Source organism: Pseudoduganella plicata, assembly GCF_004421005.1.
Taxonomy (GTDB): Bacteria; Pseudomonadota; Gammaproteobacteria; order Burkholderiales; family Burkholderiaceae_D; genus Rugamonas; species Rugamonas plicata.
Window position 1 is genome coordinate 1,022,851 of the sequence record NZ_CP038026.1, and the last position, 22,325, is coordinate 1,045,175.

The 22,325-nt window shown below is 63.6% G+C and carries 17 protein-coding genes and 2 pseudogenes; 4 read left to right on the forward strand and 15 right to left on the reverse strand.

Annotation, left to right across the window (positions count from 1 at the left end):
• Positions 1 to 81 precede the first annotated feature (81 nt).
• The gene (locus E1742_RS04350; protein ID WP_229466516.1) at positions 82 to 3,183 is read left to right on the forward strand and encodes an alpha-1,6-glucosidase domain-containing protein; all 3,102 of its coding nucleotides are present in this window, start codon (positions 82 to 84) and stop codon (positions 3,181 to 3,183) included.
• Between the two features lie 13 nt (positions 3,184 to 3,196).
• Here the strand turns inward: E1742_RS04350 and E1742_RS04355 are convergent, their stop codons facing one another.
• From E1742_RS04355 to tssI, 11 genes are all read right to left on the reverse strand, one after another.
• A complete protein-coding gene (locus tag E1742_RS04355) occupies positions 3,197 to 4,246 on the reverse strand; it encodes a cellulase family glycosylhydrolase (protein ID WP_134383721.1) in 1,050 nt (349 codons plus the stop codon).
• Positions 4,247 to 4,380: 134 nt separating this feature from the next.
• The gene (locus E1742_RS04360; RefSeq protein WP_134383722.1) at positions 4,381 to 4,836 is read right to left on the reverse strand and encodes a tetratricopeptide repeat protein; all 456 of its coding nucleotides are present in this window, start codon (positions 4,834 to 4,836) and stop codon (positions 4,381 to 4,383) included.
• A gap of 34 nt (positions 4,837 to 4,870) precedes the next feature.
• Positions 4,871 to 5,308, reverse strand: a complete 438-nt coding sequence (locus tag E1742_RS04365) for a hypothetical protein (RefSeq protein WP_134383723.1) — start codon at positions 5,306 to 5,308, stop codon at positions 4,871 to 4,873.
• Positions 5,309 to 5,417: 109 nt separating this feature from the next.
• Positions 5,418 to 5,633: a hypothetical protein gene (locus E1742_RS04370; protein ID WP_134383724.1), complete on the reverse strand. Its 216-nt coding sequence runs from the start codon at positions 5,631 to 5,633 to the stop codon at positions 5,418 to 5,420.
• 1 nt (position 5,634) lies between these two features.
• On the reverse strand, positions 5,635 to 6,891 hold the full coding sequence (locus tag E1742_RS04375; RefSeq protein WP_134383725.1) for a PAAR domain-containing protein: 1,257 nt from the start codon (positions 6,889 to 6,891) through the stop codon (positions 5,635 to 5,637).
• Positions 6,892 to 6,911: 20 nt separating this feature from the next.
• Positions 6,912 to 7,640 (reverse strand): SMI1/KNR4 family protein, encoded by a 729-nt coding sequence (locus E1742_RS04380; protein ID WP_134383726.1) that lies wholly within the window; start codon positions 7,638 to 7,640, stop codon positions 6,912 to 6,914.
• A 385-nt stretch (positions 7,641 to 8,025) separates the two neighbouring features.
• On the reverse strand, positions 8,026 to 8,622 hold the full coding sequence (locus E1742_RS26340; protein ID WP_206076783.1) for a hypothetical protein: 597 nt from the start codon (positions 8,620 to 8,622) through the stop codon (positions 8,026 to 8,028).
• A 24-nt stretch (positions 8,623 to 8,646) separates the two neighbouring features.
• Positions 8,647 to 9,075: a tetratricopeptide repeat protein gene (locus E1742_RS04390; protein ID WP_134383727.1), complete on the reverse strand. Its 429-nt coding sequence runs from the start codon at positions 9,073 to 9,075 to the stop codon at positions 8,647 to 8,649.
• Between the two features lie 8 nt (positions 9,076 to 9,083).
• Positions 9,084 to 10,430 carry a PAAR domain-containing protein gene (locus E1742_RS26345; RefSeq protein ID WP_206076731.1) on the reverse strand — a complete coding sequence of 449 codons (1,347 nt, stop codon included), beginning with the start codon at positions 10,428 to 10,430 and terminating at the stop codon, positions 9,084 to 9,086.
• A 3-nt stretch (positions 10,431 to 10,433) separates the two neighbouring features.
• On the reverse strand, positions 10,434 to 11,282 hold the full coding sequence (locus E1742_RS04400; protein ID WP_166793418.1) for a DcrB-related protein: 849 nt from the start codon (positions 11,280 to 11,282) through the stop codon (positions 10,434 to 10,436).
• 11 nt (positions 11,283 to 11,293) lie between these two features.
• Positions 11,294 to 13,828 carry a type VI secretion system tip protein TssI/VgrG gene (gene tssI, locus E1742_RS04405; protein WP_134383729.1) on the reverse strand — a complete coding sequence of 845 codons (2,535 nt, stop codon included), beginning with the start codon at positions 13,826 to 13,828 and terminating at the stop codon, positions 11,294 to 11,296.
• 192 nt (positions 13,829 to 14,020) lie between these two features.
• Here tssI and E1742_RS04410 point away from each other — a divergent pair, with 192 nt between their 5' ends.
• Together E1742_RS04410 and E1742_RS04415 are read left to right on the forward strand one after the other, a co-directional pair.
• Positions 14,021 to 18,466 carry a DUF6861 domain-containing protein gene (locus E1742_RS04410; RefSeq protein ID WP_134383730.1) on the forward strand — a complete coding sequence of 1,482 codons (4,446 nt, stop codon included), beginning with the start codon at positions 14,021 to 14,023 and terminating at the stop codon, positions 18,464 to 18,466.
• Positions 18,463 to 18,813, forward strand: a complete 351-nt coding sequence (locus E1742_RS04415; protein WP_134383731.1) for a hypothetical protein — start codon at positions 18,463 to 18,465, stop codon at positions 18,811 to 18,813. The genes E1742_RS04410 and E1742_RS04415 overlap by 4 nt, the downstream gene beginning before the upstream one ends.
• A gap of 143 nt (positions 18,814 to 18,956) precedes the next feature.
• Here E1742_RS04415 and E1742_RS27340 read toward each other — a convergent pair.
• Both E1742_RS27340 and E1742_RS27210 read right to left on the reverse strand, forming a co-directional pair.
• Positions 18,957 to 20,389: pseudogene (locus E1742_RS27340) on the reverse strand (GH92 family glycosyl hydrolase).
• Between the two features lie 325 nt (positions 20,390 to 20,714).
• Positions 20,715 to 21,104: pseudogene (locus E1742_RS27210) on the reverse strand (hypothetical protein); the annotation flags it as partial.
• On the opposite strand from E1742_RS27210, the gene E1742_RS04425 reads away from it, so the two are divergent.
• Entirely contained in the window at positions 21,103 to 21,456 is a 354-nt protein-coding gene (locus tag E1742_RS04425; protein ID WP_134383732.1) for a nuclear transport factor 2 family protein, read from the forward strand. The pseudogene E1742_RS27210 and the gene E1742_RS04425 sit on opposite strands and share 2 nt — an antisense overlap.
• Before the next feature lie 4 nt (positions 21,457 to 21,460).
• Here the strand turns inward: E1742_RS04425 and E1742_RS04430 are convergent, their stop codons facing one another.
• Together E1742_RS04430 and E1742_RS04435 are read right to left on the reverse strand one after the other, a co-directional pair.
• On the reverse strand, positions 21,461 to 21,976 hold the full coding sequence (locus E1742_RS04430; protein WP_134383733.1) for an alpha/beta fold hydrolase: 516 nt from the start codon (positions 21,974 to 21,976) through the stop codon (positions 21,461 to 21,463).
• On the reverse strand, positions 21,952 to 22,296 hold the full coding sequence (locus E1742_RS04435) for an alpha/beta fold hydrolase (RefSeq protein WP_134383734.1): 345 nt from the start codon (positions 22,294 to 22,296) through the stop codon (positions 21,952 to 21,954). Before E1742_RS04435 ends, E1742_RS04430 begins: the two co-directional genes overlap by 25 nt.
• Positions 22,297 to 22,325 lie beyond the last annotated feature (29 nt).

Genomic DNA, 22,325 nt, shown 5'->3' on the forward strand with positions numbered 1-22,325 from the left:
AGCCGGACAGCGTTGCGGTATGCGGACGCACGGCATTCTCTCCAAAAACAATCAGGAGACAATATGTTCATCGGAAGTAGTTTGACTTCACGATTGGGGCTCGCGTTCGTCTGTGCGGGCTTCCTGTCCGGGTGCGGGGCCGGTGGCGGCGACGACACGCGATCGGCCGCGGCACCTGTCCGCCTTGGCGCCGCCGTCAGTGCCGCGGCCGCGCCGGTCGCGCCCGGCAGTATCCGCATGCATTTCCACCGCATCCAGAGCGACGAAGCGCAATGGGGCGTGTATTCGTGGGACGGCCCGCGCCAGCCCAGCGTGACGTGGATCGCCGACCGCTTCATGTTCGCCAGCCGCGACGCCTTCGGCGGCTATGTCGATATCCCGCTGGCGGCCGGCAAGACGGCAATCTCGTTTCTCGTCACGGACGGTACCGGCGCCAAGAACTGCGGCAGCGACCAGCAGGCGCCGCTGAACGCGGACGTGTCTACCGCCGGCCAGGAGGTCTGGATGCTGGAAGGCGACTGCACGGTGTACGCCACCCCGCCCGCCCTCACCTACGGCAACCTGACGAACGCCAGCGCGCACTGGCTGTCCGCGACCACGCTGGCATGGCCCGGTGCGCCGACGGGGGACACCTACAAGTTGTACTACGCGCTGAACGGCGGCATGACGGCCAGCCCCGACGCCCGGCGCGGGCTGGCGGGAGCGGACGGCAGCGTGACGTTGCAGGCCGCAGCGCTGCCGGAGGCGATCCGGCAGAAGTATCCTCACCTGGCAGCGGCGACGGGCCTGCGCATGACGGACGCCGATGCGGCGCGCCTGGCCGGCTTCGTCAGCGGCCAGTTCGCCATCGCCCGATTCGACGCGGCCGGCCAGCTGGTGCAGGCCACGTCCTTGCAGCAGGCAGGCATGCTGGACGACGTCTTTGCAGCGCACGCCAGCCGGGAGCAGCTGGGCCTGACCTTCGACGGCGCGGGCGTGCCGACGTTCCGCGTCTGGGCGCCGACGGCGAAATCCGTCAGCCTCAATCTCTACAGCGCCGCTGTCGGCGGCAAGACGGATACGGTGCCGATGACGCGCGACGCGGCCAGCGGCATCTGGCACTACACGGCACGCAACGCGTCGTGGACCAACCGCGCCTACTACACCTACACGGTGCAGGTGCTGTCGCGCTGGGCGAACAACACGCTGGTAACGAACACGGTGACGGACCCGTACTCCGTCAGCGTCTCGGCCAACAGCCAGCGCAGCTTTGTCGCCAACCTGGACAGCCCGCAACTGAAGCCCGCGGGCTGGGACAACCAGCGCATCCCGCGCCTGGACGCGCCCACCGATATCGCCCTGTACGAGCTGCACATCCGCGACTTCTCGGCGACCGACGGCACGGTCCCGCCGGCGCATCGCGGCAAGTACCTGGCGTTCACGGACACCGAAGCGGCACCGATGCGGCACCTGAAATCGCTGCAGAAGGCCGGCCTGACGCATGTGCACCTGCTGCCCGCCTTCGACTTCGCAAGCGTCAACGAAGCCGGCTGCACCACGCCCGTCATTCCCGGCGGTGCGCCCGATGGGACGGCGCAGCAAGCCGCCGTGGCGGCCACGCGCGACAGCGACTGCTTCAACTGGGGCTACGACCCGGTCCACTACAACACGCCGGAAGGCAGCTACGCGACTACCGCCAGCGATGCCGCCGTGCGCGTGCGGGAATTCCGCGCGATGGTGCAGGCCCTGCACGAAGCGGGACTGCGCGTGACGATGGACGTCGTCTACAACCACACCAGCGCCGCGCAGCAGGATCCGCTGTCGATCCTCGACCGCATCGTGCCGACGTATTACTACCGCCAGGGGGCCGAGGGCAATCTGCTGAACGACAGCTGCTGCGCCGACACCGCCCAGGAAAACGCGATGATGGCCAAGCTGATCGTCGACTCGGCGCAGCTGTGGGCGAAGCACTACAAGATCGACAGCTTCCGCTTCGACATCATGGGCTTCACGCCGCTGGACCTGATGAAGCGGCTGCAGACGGCCGTCAACGAGGCCGCCGGCCGCCCGATCTACCTGTACGGCGAAGCGTGGAACTTCGGCGCGGTGGCCAACGACGCGCGCTTCGTCCAGGCGCGCCAGGCCAATATGTTCGGCTCCGGCATCGGCTCCTTCAACGACCGTATCCGCGACACGGTGCGGGGCGGCGGCTGCTGCGACACGGGCAGCGCGCTGGTCACCCAGCAGGGATTCGTCAACGGCGCATGGTTCGACCCGAACGGCCAGTCGACGCAGACCCGCGACGACGCGCTGCGCCTGGCGGACCTGGCCCGGGTGGCGCTCTCCGGCACGCTGCGCGACTACCGCTTCACGGACCGCTTCGGCAACGTGCGCAGCAACGCGCAGATGAACTACTTCGGCCAGCAGGCGGGCTTCGCCGGCAGCCCGGCCGAGACGATCAACTATGTCGAAGCGCACGACAACCAGACGCTGTTCGACGTCAACGCGTTGAAGCTGCCGCCATCGACGTCGCTGGCCGACCGCGTGCGCGTGCAGACACTGGGCGCCGCCGTCAACGTGCTGTCGCAGGGCGTGCCGTTCATCCATGCGGGCCAGGAGATCCTGCGTTCGAAATCGCTCGACCGCGACAGCTACAACGCGGGCGACTGGTTTAACCGCCTCGATTACGGCTATTCGACCAACAACTTCGGCGTGGGCCTGCCGATGGCGGGCACGAACGAATCGAGCTGGCCGGTCATGGCGCCCGTGCTGGCCAATCCGCTGATCGCCCCGGACACCCGCGCCATCCTGGCGGCGCGCGCGGGCTTCGGGGAACTGCTGGCGATCCGCAAGGACAGCACGCTGTTTCGGCTGCGCACGGCGCAGGACGTGATCGACCGCCTGAAATTCCATAACACGGGCCCCGACCAGGTGCCGGGCATCGTAGCGATGAGCCTGTCGGGCACGCAGCCCACGGCCTATCCTGGCGCGAAGTACAAGGAAGTCGTGGTCATCTTCAACGTGGACAAGGCGGCGAAGAGCGTCGCCATCCCCGAGCTGGGCGGACGCAGGCTGCAGCTGCACCCGATCCAGCGCCAGGGATCGGATGCCGTCGTCAAGGCGTCCGTGTATGACGCCCGCACCGGCGGCTTCACGATCCCTGCACGCACGGCCGCGGTGTTCGTGCAGCACGCGAACGACTGACGGACGGCGGGCGTCAGTAAACTGATGCCCGCTTTGCCGTGTTGTAGATGCCGTACTGGCTGTACCACACCAGGTTGCCCCAGCTCGTGGTGCCCGACCAGCCGCTCAGGAGGTCGAGCCACGCGTTGGGGCCGTCGTTGCCGGCCGTCGACCACGCCACCGTGCCGACGCCAAACTGCTGCGCCCACTGCATCAGCCGCGGCGCATCGACGCGGGAGTTCAGGTTGTTGGCGCCGTTGTTGTAGTCGTAGCCGAACTCGCCGATCAGCAGCGGCAACCCGTTGCTGCGGTAATCACGCATGGCGTTGTAGATGTCGTCCGGGTTGTTGAACGTGCCGTACATGTGGACCGAAAACAGCAGATTGTGGCGCGGATCGTGCTCCAGCAGGTCGTGGCCGTACCACAGGCCCCCGTTCGGATTGCCGCCGTAGTCGGGATTGTCGATGACGAGCGTCGTCGTCAGGCCCGCGTTGCGCAGCGTCGTGATGGGCCCCTTGTAATCGTCGCGCCACTGCAGCGGCGTCTTGCCCGCATCGCCCCACTCGTTGGCGATATTAATCATCGACGTGCGTTCGTGCTTTTTCAGCACGGCGAGGACGTCGCTGCGCACCCAGTAGTCGGCCATCCGCTGCAGCAGCGCGGCGTCGTTGTTGCCGGTGCCGTCGTGCAGCTCGACAATGGACACCATCTTGCGGGCTTCGATGGCGGTCAGGATCTGATCAAGCCGCGCTGCGCTGCCGCCCATTGTCCAGACGACGCGGACCAGGTTCGTGCGGCGCGCGGCCAGATTGTCCAGCACGTTGTAGGCCTGCGCATCGAACCACGCATGGGGATTGTTGACGCCGCGCGCGACGAAGGCATTGCCTTTCGCATCGTTCAACACGGCACCCGCCACGCGGAATCCCTTGAACACCACCTGGCACGACATGCCGTTTTCCCAGCCCCAGCCGTCGCCATCGGGATCCGACGCCGCGCTTGCGCAATCGAGCGCCGCCAGCGCGCTGCCCGCCACGAAGCACAGCATCGCGCCTGCGAGCAGAATCGGTTTCAAATGGTTTTTCATCGAGCGTCTCCAGTCCTGTTATGGGGGCTCGATTATAGGAACCGTGGCGCCGTCCGCCTGTTGTGCCGCATTCTTGCGGCGTAGTTTAGCGGTTGGCGCGCTAAACGATCGTCACCTGCTTTCCGGCGGCCGGTTCACCGCGGCGAAATCCGGGTCTCGAGAAAGGCGAGATAGCGGGGATCGTCTTCCATGAAGATATCGATGCCGCCGCCCATATTCGCCCGCGTGAGCTCATCGGCCGCATTGTCGAGTTGATGGCGCTCGAAATACAGCTGCCCCAGACGGAGGTGGATATATGGATTGCCCGGGCCTCCCGGGCACTGTACGGCGTTCTGAAAAGACTTCAACGCCTTCTCGTACTTCTCCAGCCGGAAGTGCACATTCCCCAGCGCGCTGTAGATCCACGTCGCCGCCTGCCAGTCGCGGTGCTCGGCGGGCAGCAATCGGAGTGCCGCGAGGTAGTGCTGCTTGGCCGGTTCGAGCTGACCGGTTGCGGCGAGGTTGTCGCCCTGCTTGCACAGATCGGCGATCTGGGCGTGGATGGGGTCGGGGGGCTGGGATGCAACGCTGGGTATAGAAGCCACTGTCATTCTTCTCCTTGCGTTCGCTGATCAACGTGGATGCTTACGGGTATGCCTCTTCGAAACGGCTGATCTTTTCCGAGATCGATACAATTTCGGGCGGTGATCGGACTTTCAAAGCCTTTTTCAACAGCGTCGCTGCCCGCTGTATCGTTTTCTGATCGGCACTGGCGTTCGAATCTTCGGTCATAGCGTCAATCATCGCTCCAAGCACATACACTTCTGCGGTGGCGGCATGCGCTTCGATATAACTCACCGCATCGTCCAGTGCTGCGCAATACAGCACCTCGAAAGCGAAGGCGCGATAAAACACGTCGCCGGTATCGCCCTCGAGAATTCGCAAGGATACTGCCGCAGCACGTTGCTTGTCCCGCCGCTCCAGTTCCATCAGTGCATTCGACGCTTCGTCGAAGTCCTCGGGCTCGATCGACATCGCCTCGAGTGCGTTCGGGTGTAGCGGGCTCGTCTTCTCGCTATGCATGACCGGTCCGTCCAAAAGTGCGTCCGTCAGCTAAACCGTCTCGAACGATTGCCTGCCGAGATCGACCCATCGGCATATCTAGAGACGCGTGATATGCAAGACCTTTGAGTCAGCCCAGATTGACGATCCGGACATTCAACGCTTTCAGACGCGTAAAAACGGCAGTCGCCAGCTCCTCATTGCTTATCGGCAAATCAAATTCGCGCCCCTCGGCGTTGCGATAACAAAGCATCTCGGAGAAAGGCGTTCGCTCGATGTAGTAGTCTCCAAGCTGAAGACCAGTTCCAAACAGGAAATCTTCCACGTGCTGTTCAAGGTTATCCACGCTATCGTCCTTTCACGGGTATAGGATCTTTATTGAAACCCGGATAAAAAATCGTATTGTCAGTATCGCCGGCCCCCCAGAAAATCCTCGTAGGTGCCGGCCTGGCGTCTGGATTCTGGCTTAGTTCCCTGAAGTAACGAGCATTGACCATATTCATATCTTGCGTAGACGGCCAAAGCTTCATGGAGTTGTCATTAGGATGAACGTGACCTATCAAACGAGCATCCCGCGGAACCGGGCTCGACCAGCCATCCCCGCTGTACAGCTTCTTCACAATCGCGCCGTCAATACGTTCAGTGACCAGCGCAAACTCTATTTTGCGTCCACCTAAGGTTCCCAACTCGTAGACATCGCCAAATCGCACTGTCCGATCAGTAATGATAACGCCATGCTCCCCAGGAAGCGCCCCCGTTGCCTTCATCTCGGCCATACTGCTGTGCGTTCCAAGCCCTTCCGTACGAGGGTATCTTGAGCCCCCAGTTCCGCCATTCTGAGCGACCACATCCGTTCTGCTCGCCGCGCCCTGTCGCGTCCACGGGATTTTCGGCGCCGCCTTGGCCCCCAAAAATCCGCCCAGGAAGCTGCCGGCGATAGCCGACCATTTCTGGCCATCGCTGCCTTCACCGAATACCTTCCCACCCAGCCAGCCGCCACCATACCCGCCGGCAAAGGCGCCAATGAGGCCACCGACGGCGACGACGGGCCCGGCCAGCACGATCGCCGAGCCTACACCAACGATCAGCAACGATGCATGCACCCATCCGGGCACCAAGTTTTCCGGGTTGATCGTGTCAGTCTGCTGCGTCCCGCCGCCAATATAGACGTTACCCGATGCTTTAGTGATCGATCCGCCGCAGCCGGTCTTGTCGTCCACCCGGGCGGCGGGTTGGCCGTTGATGTAGACCTGGCCGCTGCCCGTGGCGATCGGGATCGGCGGGCCCGGGTGCTTGGAGCACAGCGCCATGTCGATGTGCGCCCGGGCGGCCGCCAGGCCGTTGATGAACACATCCGTCGAGCCCGTCGTCGCGATGGCGCCCGTCACTTCTTTCGGCGCGAAGCTCATCGTGCTCATCGCCTCGCCCAGCCCGGCACCCATCGCCGCGGCGCCCCCGACAATGGCGACAGCCGCCAGGCCGCCCGTGCCGGCGATCAGCACGCCTGTCACCGCAATGGCGGCGCCGATCAGCAGGCCCTTGAGTAGCCAGCTCATCGTCGGGCTGTGTCCGATCGGGTCGGTTAGTCTGGCTGCCGCGGGCATCGGGAACCTCCGTCATTGTGTCAGGATGTTTGGCCCCGCCAGTCGGCCTCTTCAAGGAAGATGCCCACCCACGCATCGAGCACGCCCCAGAAATCGACAGGCTCCGGGTTGGCCGGGTCTTCGTGCCACCAGATCAGACCGGTGGCCTCCGGGGCGAGGCTGTCGGCAAAATTCAGGCAGAGATAGTCGCCGCCACCATTGTGGAAGACAGCCGCGACCCTGGCAATGTCGATGCTCATCGCGCTCGCGGTCTCCTCATCGATATCGAATCTGTCGTCCGATAAAAACGCCCAGTCCGCCACAGGCAGTGGTCCCATGGAATTGGCCGGCAAGAATGTCCAGCCGTCGTGCAACCGCGTATGGAAGTCGCGCAACCGAGCCGGGACGCGATCCCACAGCGGTGCCAACCGCTCAGGCACATGCGACAACGGCGGCCGACCGCGGGAAAAGTTCAGTTGGCCGCCAGTGGTGTACTGATATAGAAGCGATGTAGCACCGTTCGCCTCCTTCAGCAGGGAGACCCGCTGCAACGAGGCCTCAAGGAATTCGGCAATTTTCGGCAGATCGGGGGATATGACGTCCCATTCGGCAAGGAGCAGCAGGTTTGGTTCCATTTGTTGTTCAATGAAACGCAACCATTGTGCAGGCACGGCGACGCCTGGGCAGGCAACTGCCGGCGTATCGATCAGCGCGACGGGCTGTACAAATCGACTCAGCTCAGCGAGCACGATATCTCTGTCGAATTTCATGCCGATACGATGTCTTGGGTTACCCTAACCTCTCTCTACCCGTATTAAATCGTCATAGTTTCCGACACCGGCACATCGGAATAATTTCCGCTCACATCGCACGTTTATTTCGCCGTTTCAGTATGGTGCGGGTTGAAGGATTCGCGGATAATCTGAAGGGTACCTTCCGGCTTGAACAAATACATAGATGCTGCTGTCACTTCGTCCGTATCATTATTGAATTCCCGGTGCGTGGCCATAGTCAGAAACAGTTCGCCAGGCGTGATTTCCTGGAACTATTCCGATCAAGGCAGCAGAGACTACCATACTAAACCAACCGCAACCTCGCGCGGCTGTCCGGGACGAGCATGGCGCACCCTGACAACACAGTGTTCCACAGAGCGGCTCAGCCGATAATCTTCATTCCCGGAACTGCTTTTAACAAGGTGCGTAATTCATCCAGCGGAATGTCGTCTCTTTTAGCAAGCTGTGCCGCATCACCGCAGATTGCAACACATTCCGGATCGGTGTCGGTATAGACGTCCAAAGCGATGCGCGTTTTCGATGGCCACGGGCGCGACATCACAAACTCGCGGGCTTCGGCTGGATTGACGATCGTGAAAGCAGGCCATTTTGGCAGTCGAATCGATTCGATCTCGCAATTCAGGAATCTGCTGTCCTCGAGTCCCGCCTCTGTAAAGTCACAGTCTCGGATAGAGGAAACTTCCACTGAATCCCAGTCGCCGAAAGTACACCCGTTGAAGTCGCCCAAGAATTTCACGCCCCAAAAGTGTGCTCTTTCGAAATGAAAATCGGTAAGTGCCCTGTCCTGCTGGACGAAACGTCCACCCGTCATTGTCAGGCCGCTGATTGTCAACGCCTTGCTCTGGCAATCCGAGTGGATATCACAGTTCTCCAGGACAAGGTCGGGGCCTAGGGAGTTGATCTCAACATTGCTGAGCAATAGCCGCTGATCCGAAATTCGCTTATCTCTGATTTTCATTCGATGAGGAGCTAGTCGACCACGTCACATGGAAATTCGAGATTCCAGGAACTCAAGATACTTTGGATCGTCCTCCATCAGAATCTCGATATCTCCACCCATGTATGCCCGAGTAAGCTCATCGGCGGCTTTATCAAAGTTCTTCTGCTCGAAGTAGAGCTGCCCCAAACGCAAATGAATGTAGGGATTACCAAGTCCTTTCGGACATTGGACGGCGTTATAAAAACATTTGAACGCCTTATCATAGTTTTCGAGTCGAAAATGTACATCTCCGATAGCGACATAAATCCACGTAGCCGCTTCCCACGCATGGTGGTCCGGTGGCAGCAACTTCAACGCTGCAATATATTTACTTTTCGCCGCCTCCAGCTGTCCGGCCGCTACAAGCTTATCCCCTTCCTTGCATAGCTCCGTAATCTGGGCGTGTACTGAATCGGAGAGCTGTAAAGTCATTCCTTACCTTAATCTAAGTCGTCAATACCAAAAAATCCGTTAACCTCGGCTTCGGTCGCAGGAGTCTCATACGTGCGCCTCATTAGCGCGCCTTTGCTGCGATTAATGGAACTTGGCTCAAGCCAATAATTATCCGGGTCGTTCATGAACTGGCGCACTTCGGGCGATCGTGGACCGTAGTATCGCCCCTCGGCATTCCAGTAGTCTACCGCAGCCTGTACGTGGCCCATGTCCGTTTCCTGGATCGGATACCATTGCCCGTCCTCTCCCAGTACCATGCGCTGATCGCCAGAGCCTGTCAGCGCCCCCTCCCGCCGCATACGGTTCTGCACTTGCAAGCCGATGGACGAGTCCTTGGACGGCGTGCTGCCCATATACATGTCACGGTTCGACATGCCGTCACCATTCATGCGTTGCCAACGCATGACGCCGGGATTTGAAGGCGCCGGAAGCTTTGCATACACCTCGCCGTTCGGGCCGAATCGAACTTCCGTAAAGTCGCCCACTGCGCCGGCCCCAACAGGCGGCGTCGGCGTCGGAGGCGGCACCGGCCTGAGGCTGATACGGACGTTACCGCCGTTCATCCCCAACGTCCCCGGCTCCACCTTCACCTGGACGCGCTGGGCGAACCGCCATGCGGCAGGCGCCGCTTTCGCGCCGAGGAAACCGCCGAGGAAGCTGCCGGCAATCGCGGACCATTTCTGGCCGTCGCTGCCCTCACCGAACACTTTACCGCCCAGCCAGCTGCCGCCATAGCCGCCCGCGAATGCGCCGACCAGACCGCCAATCGCGATGACCGGCCCCGCCAGCACGACGGCCGAGCCGACACCCACCGCCAGCAACGACACGTGCACCCACTCGGGCACGAGGTTCTCCGGGTTGATCGTATCCGTCTGCTGGGTGCCGCCGCCGATGTAGACGTTGCCCGAGCCTTTCGTGATGTCGCCGCCGCAGCCAGTCTTGTCATCGACGCGGGCGGCTGGCTGGCCGTTGATGTAGACCTGGCCGCTGCCGGTGGCGATCGGGATCGGCGGGCCCGGGTGCTTGGAACACAGCACCATGTCCACGTGGGCGCGCGCCGCCGCGAGACCGTTGATGAACACGTCGGTCGAGCCGATCAGCGAGATCGCGCCGCTGACCTCCTTCGGCGCGAAGCTCATCGTGCTCATCGCCTCGCCCAGCCCGGCGCCCATTGCCGCCGCGCCGCCGACGATGGCGACAGCCGCCAGCCCGCCCGTGCCGGCGATCAGCACGCCGGTTACGGCAATGGCGGCACCGATGAGCAGGCCCTTCAGGAGCCAGCTCATCGTCGGACTGTGGCCGATCGGGTCGGTCAGCCTTGCTGCGGCCGGCATCGCTCAGCGCTCCGCCAACCCGTCCAGGTGGGCCCGCACTTCCGTCAGGCTGTAGAACGGCACGCTGGCGGAACTGGCCTGGATGTACTGCGCCAGGTGCAGACGTTCGCGCAGATTCGGTCCCAGCACCTCAGGCCGCCTTTCCAGTGTGACGGAACCCGCCGGGCGCAGCAGCGACAGGCCGCCGGACGCGCGCGCCGCGTTCGCATGCAGGCGCGTGCCGTTGGCGTCGTAGAACTCCCAGTGATCCGTCTCGATATTGCGCGCGGTGCTGCTATTGCCGGCCTCGTCCTTGTTGGCGAAGACGTGCAGCGTCTTGCGTGGCTCGGACAACGCAAAGATCGTCGGCAACGTCGGCGGCGGCAGAGCCGCGGTGACGCGGGGCGCCGGCGCCGCGGATAACGGACGGCGCAGCTTCGTGCTGTCGAGAATGGCGTCGAAGGCCGCGTTCCACTCGTCGCTGAACGAGCGCAGGCACGTCGCCGCGATCATCATCGCGACGATCGTCCCCGGCTTGCTGCCCTGCGTCAGCGTGATCGCCTGGCGCTGATGCATGAAGTTGCCCTCATTGCGCCAGCTGTAGGCCAGCTCGATGGCGGGCGCGCCGTCGATCGTGCGATCATTCAGCGACTTCAGCTCGAACCTGGGCAGGGCCCGCCTGAGTTCCGCGACGAGGCGCTCGCCGAACTGTTCCAGCTTTTCTTCCGGCTGCACGTCGGCATGGGAGATGACGACGCTGAACTCGCTCGGACCGTCGTCCTTCAGCGTGAACATGTGGACGGTCTTGTCCTTCAGCGCCGCCGGCAACTCGAACGTGGCGTGATTGGCGTAGTACTGCTGTGGCTCTTGCATGGGTCGCTCGCTCATTTGTTCAGGTCGATCCGGCTGCCGAGAACGGTCACGTTGACGCCCTGAATCAGGATCGTCCCGTCCGCCTGCAGCACGATCTTGCTGCTGCCCACTTCCAGCGTGATGTCCGTGTTCGCCTTCAGGTGGATGTGCTCGGTCTGCGACGTCAGCTCGATGTTCTGCTTGGCCGTCTGGTGCAGGTGGGCGTTCTGCGCCACCAGCTCGATATTGGTCTTGGCCGTCTGGTGGATGTAGTCGTCCTGGGCCGTCAGCTCGATATGGGTTTTCGCCGTCTGGTGGATGTGCGCATCCTCGGCCGTCAGCTCGATATTCGTCTTGGCGGTCTCGTGGATATGCCCCGTCTGCGCCGTCGTGACGATGTACTGCTTGACGGTGTTGGTCTGGTAGCCGCTGCTGACCGTATTGGTCTGGTGCGGCCCGTTCACGACCGTTGCCTGCGTGTTCTGGACCGTGGTGACCATATCCTTCTGCGAATGGATATTGATCAGCTCCTTGCCCTTCTGGTCGTGAATCACCATTTCGCAAAAGCCGCCACCGCCCGGTGTGGAACGGCTCTTGAAGCCCATCATGTGGGCGCCGTCCGGCAGGCCATACGGCGCCGGCTGGTCCGCATTGAACAGGCGGCCCGTGCAGACAGGCCGGTCCGGATCGCCTTCCAGGTAATCGATGATCACTTCCTGGCCGATGCGGGGAATCGAAATCGTGCCCCACCCTTGCCCTGCCCACGGCTGCGACACGCGGATCCAGCACGAGCTGCGCTCGTCGCGGCGGCCGTAGCGGTCCCAGTGGAACTGCACCTTGATGCGGCCGAACTTGTCCGTATGGATTTCCGTGCCCTTCGGGCCGACCACGGTGGCCGTCTGCGGTCCGGGCATGCGCGGCATCTGGTGAACCCGGCGCGGCCGATACGGAATCTTGCGGCGGATGGCCGTAAAGGTGTTGCGGTAGACGTCGGCCTGCCCGCGCGCGAAGTAGTTATTCCGGGCGCTATATTGCACCGACAGCACGATGAAGTCGTTGTCGCCGTCGCCGGCCGGGTCGAACCAGTGGTGGTCGAGCAGCTTGAAGGTATGGCCGGCAATGAGGCCGCGGCAATCCGACGCGCCCGTGAACACCTTGGCCTGCCATTCCAGCACTTCCAGCCGCTGGCGCGCTTCCCGTGTGCCGTCGTCCTTGTCCTTGTACGAGAACGCGGGATTGCCGTCGTAGACTTCCATGGTCGGCATGTCGCCCTGCTGCGTCACCGTGGGCAGTTCCACGTATTGCAGCGTATTCGGGGATTTGAAGTCGAAGGTGTTCAGGGCAACCTTGGTCGGCTGCAGATTGCGCTCGGCGGCCAGGGCCGTCACGCTGTCGCGGTCGTGCCAGCGGTTGCCGCCGTTGAATTCCACTTCCGCATGGTGCTGCTGCGGCGGGCAGAATACGCTGGAGCGCGAATCGTCGCTGATGACCATGACGTGGCCGTTCGGCTTGTGCTCGAAATAATAGAACAGGCCGTATTTTTCCATCAGCCGGCTGACGAAATGTTCGTCCGTCTCGTCATACTGCACGATATAGGTTTCGGGACGATAGGTCTGGCCCGTGCGGAACTCGTAATTGGCCAGGCCGTTATAATCGCCCTTGAACAGCGTGTCGATCACTTCCAGCACGCTCTGGTCCTGGAAGATGCGCGAATTGACGCGCTGCTTCAGGTAGCTGAACCAGGGCACGATCTGCGCGTGATAGAACGCGAAGCCGCCGTCGGCATGGCTGAAGCCGAAGGAATGCACATAACCGTTGATGAAATGATCGCCGCCGTCGGCCAGCTGCACGGCCACGCTGACGTTCTTGCCCATCAGGTCTTTCAGGTCGATGGCGGCATTTTCCGAAATCAGGCTGAGGTTGAAGACGAACTGTTCGGACAGCCCGGAGGTACCGTTCAGCGATTCGATCAGCAGCGCCTTTTCGCCCGTCAGCGGCGAAAAGAAGCGCAGCAGGCGCGTGCCGTCGTTGAACCGGGCCAGCGCGCCCGCCACTGCCGCTTCCTCGTCGCCCTGCACGGACGGGTCGATGGCCGCGGGCACGTATTGCGGGTCGGCCGCGGCGAAATCGCTGACGGCCTGTCCTGCCAGCGGATGCTCGGCAATGACGAGTTTTTCCAAGGCCGGTGCGGCGGCTTCTGCAACGGCGGATGCCGTCGGCGTCTCCTTGATCAACGCGGCGGCCTGGCCGGCCTGGCCCGCCACGTTCCCGCCCTGCTGCGCCAGCGACTGCAGCTGGGATGCAACCTGAAGCGCCTGTCCCAGCTGGGGATTGGCCTGCCCCGCCAGGCCCCTCAGGCCGGTCGCCAGGGCAGCGGCGCCCGATCCGGCCTGCAGCGTCGCCGCCGCGTCCAGCGCGGTGCCGGCAAGCCCGAGCGCCTTCGCGTCGACGCCGGCCAACCCGGCCGCGCTGCCGGCAAGCTTGCCGGCAGCCGACAGGCTGAAGGGCTTGGCGTCAGCGGGAAGCTGGTCCGGTCGCGCCGGACTATCGATCTGATCTGAAGACATAAGACGACTCCTGCTGGGCGCATCGGAGGCCGGGTTAGAGGACGCCGCGCCTGGGCGCGTGGGAACGGCTGGCTCAAACGCGCAATCTTAGGTTTTTGATAAATTGTGTTTATACTATCAGAAATCCAGGCCCGGCTGACATGGCTTTAATCTGCCGCCGGCGCCGCAGCCCCTTCACTGCCCGCAGCACAAATGCCCGATTCCTCCAGCAACTGGACCGATTTGACGCAAGCGCTGCGCAGCATGCAGCGCAACTACGAACGGGGCGGCGCCCAGACCCGGCTTGACATCGAGCGGCGCGTGCAGCGCTGGTCCAACCGTGCCGGCGACGCGCTGATGGACGTCGCCCAGGCGGGCGCGAACGCCAGCGGCGTGCCGTCGATGATGGCTGTGGGCATGGCACTGGAAGGCTCGGAGGCGCAGTTCCGCAAGCTGCTCAAGACGCAGCTCGAAGGCATCGACGTCTCGATGGTGGTCGACCTGCTGTTCGGCATCGCCAGGGAGATCGCCCTGTACCTGGGCGGTGGCGCGGTGCTGGGCGCTGCCGCGGGGGGCGTCATCGGGGCGTTTGCCGGCGGCGTCGGTGCGATTCCCGGCGCGGCCATCGGCGCGCAGGCCGGCGCGGCCGTCGGTGGCGAAATCCTCGCCTGGATGGGCCTGGGCATGCTGGTCATGGACGTCAGCAAGACCGTTCCCGACATGTGCCGGGAATTCGGCCACGGTTTTGCCACGGCCTGGTCGGCCGGGCTGTTGCCGGGGAACGCGCACGGGGCGCGCAAGGCGCTGATGGAGGACGCGACCCAGTCGTTCGCGCACGGCGAATTCCTGCTCGTCAAGGCGGTGCTGACGGCGCTGGTGCTGTACCTGTCGCGCGGCCAGGCGAAAACGCTGATCCAGAATCTGTCGAAAAGCAAGCTGGGCCCGAGGTTCGGCGAATGGGTGCGACAGAACGAAGGCGCGCTGCGCCGTCACCCGAACCTGCAGCCGAAGACGGCCAGCGCGCAAGGCGCCGTCGAAGGCGGCGCCGCCAAGCCCGCCGCCCGGCCGGCACCCGACAAAACGCCGGAACCGTCCCGTCCGGCCACGCAAGGCGAAGCGAAGCGTCCGGCGCCCTGCGAGCTGGTGGGCCACCCCGTCAATCCGAACACGGGCAGCAAGATCCTCATGGGCGAGCTCGACCTGGACTTCGCGCTGCCGGCACCGCTGCCGCTCGTCTGGCAACGGACCTACAGCTCGGCCCTGCGGCAGACGGGCTGGCTGGGCCAAGGCTGGGCCTTGCCCATCAGCGACACGCTGCGGATCGGCGCGGACGAAGTCGTCATCGAGGATGTGTTCGAGCGCGCCGTCACGTTCTCGCTGCCGCGCGTTAGCGAAGCCATCTATTCGCCGTCCGAGCAGATCACGCTGGAGCGCACGGGCGACACCACGTTTGAGCTGATCGACAGCAATGCCCTGCGTACCCAGTTTGCCGTCCTGTACGGCGGCGATACGGCCCGCCTGGTCGGCTGGCGGGACCGCAACAACAACCACATCCGCATCGAGTACGACGCGCGGCAATTGCCGGTCCGCATCGAGGACAGTGCCGGCCACAGCCTTGCGCTGGAATTTGATAACGTGCACGGCGGCGTGCGTCTGCTGGGCGTGGCGCTGCTGTCGGAGGGTGCTGCCGAAACGCTGGTGCGCTACGAATACGACGCCATCGGCGACCTGCGCCGCGTGCGCAACCGCGCTGGCGACGTTGTGCGTCAGTTTGCCTACAGCCACCACATCATGGTCGAACATGGCCAGCCCGACGGCCTGATCTCTCGCTACGAATACGACGTCGAGAGTCCCGACGGCAAGGTGCTGCGCAACTGGACCAATATCGGCCAAGTGTGGACCTTCGCGTATCAGCCGAAGGAAACGGTCGTCACCGACGGGCTCGGCCGGATACAACGCTACCGCTTCGATGCCAAGGGCCGCCTGATCGAACACATCGACGCCAGCGGTGGCGTCACCACGCACCAGCTCGACGCCAACGGCAACCTGCTGGCGCTGACGGACCCGGCCGGCCGCCAGGTGCGCTACCGCTACGACGAGCGCAGCCGCATCATTCGCATCGAGCGGGGCGGCCATGGGACGGGCATCGTCTACGACGCCCGCTTCGACAAGCCGGCCTTTATCACGGACGCGCTCGGCGCGAGGACAACCCTGCGCTACGACGCGCTGGGCAATCTCACCAGCGTGACGAACCCGCTGGGCCAGCGCACCGCGTACCAGTACGACGACCGCGGCCTGCCGGTCCAGGCGACGGACGCGCGCGGCGGTGTCAAGAAGCTCGACTACAACCGCGCCGGCCAGCTGATCGCCTACACGGACTGCTCGGGCAGCACCAGCAGCTTCAGCTACGACCCGCAAGGCCGCCTCGTCCGCGCCGTCGATGCCAACGGCAACGCCAGCACGTACGCCTACGACGCACTCGGCCGTCTGGCATCGGTCACGCACGCGGACGGCGCCACCGAACGCTACGAATACGACAGCCTCGGCCGACTGATCGCCCACGTCGACCCGGCCGGTCACCGCACCGCCTACGAACTCGACCGCGACGGCAAGCCTTTACGGCGCATCGACGCGCGCGGCGGCGTACTGGAATACCGCTACGACGAAGCCCGCCGCATCGCCGAGCTGATCAACGAAAACGGCGACGCCCACCGCTTTGTCTACGACGCCCTCGACCGCCTGGCCGAGGAGACCACGTTCGATGCGCGCCTGACGCGTTACAGCTACGACGGCAGCGGCCTGCTGGTCGGCAAGGAAGAACTGGGCTGCGCGCCGCGCGACGAGACGACGCCGATTGCGACGACGTACGTGCGCGACCCGCTGGGCCAGCTGACGGAGAAGGTGATCTCGCGCGTGACGGGCCTGGCGCAAGCCCAGCAACTGAGACTGCGGTTCGCCTATGACGCGCTGGGCCGGCTGACGCAGGCCATCAACGCCGACGCCACCGTCAGCCTGGGCTATGACGCGCTGGGGCAGCTGATCACGGAGGCGACGGAAGCGTCCGGCACGACATCGCTGCTGCGCCACGCTTACGACGAGCTGGGCAACCGGGTGCAGACGACGTTGCCGGATGGCCGCGTGCTCAATTCGCTCTTCTACGGCTCGGGCCACCTGCACCAGATCAACCTCGACGGAGACCTTGTCACCGACATCGAACGTGACATGACGCACCGGATGGTCAGCCGCACGCAAGGCGCACTGGTCAGCCAGTTCCAGTACGATCCCGTCGGCCGGCTGCTGTCGCAAACGGCGGGCCAAGGCGCCGAGACCATCATCGCGCGCAAGTACGAATACGACGCGATCGGCAACCTGATCTCCATCGACGACCGTCGCAACGGTGTCACGCACTACAGCTACGACCCGATCGGGCGCATCCTGTCGGCCGTGCAACCCGACCTGACCGAACGCTTCGCATTCGACCCGGCGCACAACTTGCTGGACACCACAGTCGGCTCAGGCGGACGTGTGGAAGGCAACCGCGTCCGCGTCTACGAGGACAAGCGCTACGACTACGATGCGCATGGCAACGTCAGCGAAAAGCTGGTCGGCAAGCATACCCGGATGCGCTTCGAGTGGAATCCCGCGCATCAGCTGGTGAAAAGCATCGTTGCGCGCAATTCTTCCGACACTGCGCAGACGACCCGCTATGTCTACGATCCGTTTGGCCGTCGTATCGCCAAGCGCGATGCGTTCGGCACTACTCGCTTCGTCTGGGACGGCAACCGACTGCTGTGTGAGCAGCGCGCAAGTCATTGCCGGACCTACGTTTACGGCGAAGACGCATTTGTGCCGCTGGCACGAATCGATTCCGTCAACAGTAGCGATGGCACTTCGCTGGCGGAAGTTCGGCATCTGCACACGGACCACCTCGGCACGCCGCGCGAGCTGACGGACTCGGATGGACGGGTGGTTTGGGCTGCGCAGTATCGGGCTTGGGGTAACGTACTTCGGGTCGTGGATGAAGAAGTGGCAACGACGCCTGCGGCAGTGGATGCACAGCTTCTCGACGATGCGCAGCCGATTCGCTTCCAGGGACAATACTTCGACAACGAAACTGGGTTGCACTACACCCGGTTCCGCTACTACGATCCCGACATTGGGCGGTTTGCCTCAAACGATCCGATAGGACTGGTGGGTGGAACAAACACATATAGCTACGCGTATAATCCGGCCGCCTGGGTAGACCCTCTTGGGCTAACTCCGTGTCCACCGACTGGATCTGCTGCCAGCATCGACAGAACCAGCGAGGTGGCCGAGATTTTCAGCCCGACCAATGCCAGAAGCGGACCGCAAATCGGCAATAGGTCCCTTGTAGAGTTGCCCAACACAGGTAACGCGAAGATGTACGCCGGGGTCACCGCAGACGAAGTGAAAGCGTATTTCCGTGAACTTTCAGGCATGGACCTACCGGCCGGGCGACAAATTGCTGGAAAAGGAACCTTGTATACCGTCCGAACCCCTTATGGAAACATGAATTTAAGAGATTTCTCTTCTTCGTCTGCGACTACTGGGCCAGCATGGACGATTGACATCCCAAAAGCGATTACTGGCACCACCTACAACCCCGAGATGAAGTTCCTGATAGGACGCAAACCATGATCATCTCGAATATCGATAAAATTTATAACGATGCGTTCGGACTGTGGATATCCGGCCTATTTAGTGCAATTGAAGGAAATAATCCTGGTTTAGCGTTCGACGACCAAAAGGATGCGTTCTTTGAGATCTTGAGGCGCTGGCTCGCTGAGGGGAAAGTGAAGTTTTGCAAGCCCAGCGACCCGCTGGGCGAGGTATGGCATGCTTCCGCGGAAGAGATTATCAGCTTCCTGCAAGCAGGTTGGCCTCCGCATGTTAAGGACGAGCACGATATCGACCTCAACAACTATTTTTACGATCTGCCCGCGCTCCTCTGGGTCGGCCCAGATGGAAAGATATCTAGCTCATAGCGACAGCGGTGAAGCTCGCCCAGATTGAGCACGGCCCGGTTGACGAATGGCCGCCCGGTGATAGCCTCTTGACAAGTCGTGCGACCGCAGCGACTGGAGCGCTACGCCCGCCATCGCAGGGATAATGCCGGTGGCCGAACTCGTCAATACCCCGTCAACGAATAAGGCCGAGCCCCCATCGCCCTGCCCCACTCCCCCTTCGGCGCCGCCTGCATGCTAAACACGCGCTCCCCACCCGCCATGATTTCCTCGTGCCGGATAAATGACCGCTCCAGAGGCTGGCCCTTCAGCGTCACCTTGCCGACATAGCCGTTCACTTCTGAGAGATTCTCGGCGCGGATCGTGAACGTTTTTCCATCGGCGACCTTCAGAACAGCCCGATCGACGAACGGCCGCCCGATAACGTACTCGTTGCTGCCCGGGGCGACCGGGTAGAAGCCCAGTGCCGTAAAGGCGAGCCAGGCGGACATCTGTCCCAGGTCGTCGTTGCCGGCCAGGCCGTCCGGCCTGGCGGAGTATTGGCTGGCGACGATCTGCGCCAGCCGCGCCTGGGTTTTCGATGGGGCGCCCGCGTAGTTGTACAGGTAGGCGACGTGGTGCGACGGTTCGTTGCCGTGGGCGTAGTGGCCGATCAGGCCCGAGATGTCTTCCATGTGGGCGTAGACGTCGTCGTCGACCTTGGCGTCGAACACCTGGTCGATCTTTGCGACGAGGCCCGAGTCGCCGCCCAGCATCGCGATCAGGCCCGCGTTGTCGTGCGGCATACACCATGAGTACTGCCAGGCGCTGCCTTCCGTGTAGTCGCTGCCGAAGTTCGACTGCACGGGATTGAATGGCGTGCGGAATTCGCCCGTCGATTTGCGGGCGCGCACGAAACCTGTCTTCTTGTCGAAGACGTTGCGCCAGTTCTGCGCGCGCTGGAAATACCGCGCGGCGACGTCGCGCTTGCCCATCTTTTCCGCCATCCGCGCGATCGCCAGTCGTCGAACGCGTATTCGACGGTTTTCGACGCCGCTTCCGGTTCCAGGTCGATCGGCACGTAGCCCAGCTTCATATAATGTTCCAGGCCGCCGTACGGGCCATATTCGGCGCTGGCCGTCATCGCCGCCGGCGCCTGCTCCGGGTCGAAGCCTTTGATGCCTTTCATGTAGGCGTCCGAGATGACGGGTACCGCGTGGTAGCCCATCATGCACCACGTTTCCAGACCATGGAACTGCCAGACTGGCAGGATGCCGTGCGGGCTGTGCTGGCGCGAGGCGATCAGCGAGCGGATGAAGTCGCCATTGCGTTCCTCCGCTGCCGTCAGGGTCAGCAGCGGATGCAGCGCCCGGTAGGTGTCCCACAGCGAAAACGTGGAGTGAAAGCGGTAACAGTCCGCCTTGTGGACGGCATTGTCCGGGCCGCGGTAGCTGCCGTCGCGGTCCATGAACAGCGACGGCGTCAGCATCGCATGGTACAGGCTCGTGTAGACCATCGTGCGCATCGGTTCGGGCGCGTCGATGGCCACCGTCGAGAGCGCGTCGTTCCAAGCGTTGCCGGCCTGCCGGCGCTCCGCGTCGAAGTCCCAGCCGGGCATTTCTTCCAGGTTGGCGATGGCATTGTCCTCGCTGACAGGCGACAGCGCCACCTTTACCAGCAGCGTGCCATCGGCGGGCACGCCGGAGTCCAGCGCCGCAACCAGCGCCTTGCCCTCGACGAGTACCTTGTGCGCGGGCGTCTTGCCCGGCGGAGCAAAACCCTTGTACTCGACGCCTTCCTCGCGGTTGACGAGCTGGCGGGCCACGATCGGCTGCGCGAAGCGGACGGCGAAGTACAGCTGGCGCCCCGGCGTCCAGCCGCGTTTCGGGCATGCCGGTGACGGTGTACGCGTCGCGCACGCGCAGGCGCGACCACAGGTTCTTGCTGGTGTAGTCGTAGATGCTCTGGCGCAGATCCAGGATCACCTGGGCGTGCACGTCCTTCGCATACCGGTAGCGGTGCAGCCCCACGCGCTCGCTGGCAGTCAGTTCCACGTTCACGTCGTGGTCCTTCAGCCGGACGGCGTAGTAGCCCGGTTCGGCCTGTTCGTCGTCGTGCGAGAAACGCGAGCGGTAGCCGGAGAACGGACGCTCCGGGTAGCCAGGCTCCAGCTTGGTCTCGCCGCTGTACGGCATCAGGAGCACATCGCCCAGGTCCGAGTGGCCGCTGCCGGAAAATGCGTGTGCGAGAAGCCGAGGATCGACGTGTCGTCGTAGCGGTAACCGGCGGCCTACGCATTCACACAAGCGAACAGACCAACATGGAGCAGCCATGTCCGACACCAACAAGGCAATCCTGCAGGCGGCAAACGCGGCCGTCACCGCGGGCGACAACGAAACGTTCCTGTCCCACTGCGCCGACGATATCGAATGGTCTACCGTGGGCGGCGAGACGCTGCACGGCAAGGACGCCGTGCGCCAGTGGATGGCCACGGAATACACGACGCCGCCGGCGTTCAGCGTGCACGCGCTGCTGGCCGACGGCGACCATGTCATCGCCCTGGGCGACATCACCGCCAACGACGCCGCCGGCAAGCCTATCCCGCACGCCTATTGCGACGTTTGGCGCTTTCGCGACGGCAAGATGGTCGAGCTCAGGGCGTTCGTGATTCCCGTCGGCGGCTGACCGCTCAGTCCTTCAGGAAGCGCAGCAGCGCCGCATTGAACCCGGCCGGGTCCTGCCAGGGCGCGAAATGACTGACGTCGCGCAGCACGACCAGCCGGGCGCCGGGTATCGTGGCGGCCGCATAGCGGAAGTGACGCATCGTGATGAACTCGTCGTGGTCCGCCGCGGCGACGGCGATGCGCGGGCCGTGGATCGCCGCAAGTTGCGCATCGCTGTAGTCCGGTTCACGCGCCTGCATGGCATCCACTGCTTCGCTCAGCTGCGCGAAGCCTTGCGGATCGGGCGCCACGGACTCGTAGTCGGCCAGCAGGCGCGGGCCGATCGCCTCCAGGACGGGTGAGGCGACCGGCGCTTCCAGATAGCGCCGGTTGACGTTGATGCCGAAGGCGAACAGCCGGCTGACGCGGGCCGGCTGCTGCCGGGCCACCTCCAGGCCGACGATGGCACCGTCGCTCCAGCCGGCCAGGGCCGCATGGCGCAGCCGCAGCCGGTCCATCACGGCCAGGACGTCCTGCGCCATCCGCCCGTACGACAGCGCTTCCGCCCCAGGGTACTGCGGCCGTGCCCGCGGCTGTCGATCAGGATCACGCGGTGCCGGGCGGCCAGCGCCGGTACCTGGTGGGCCCACGTCAGGCTGCTGGCGCGGCCGCCGTGCAGCAGGATCACGGGCGTGCCCGTGCCGGCGGTGCCGTACCAGATGCCGGCGTCGCCGCTCCGGACGACTCCCTGCTGCGCCAGCGCGGGCAACGCCGGCACATCCGGCAGCGTTTCGTAGCGCGGCACTTCCGCGCTGGCGGTGCCGGACAGCGCCGCGGCCATTAACGTCACGATAAATTTCATGAGTCCTTCCTTTCCTGGGGATGACGAAG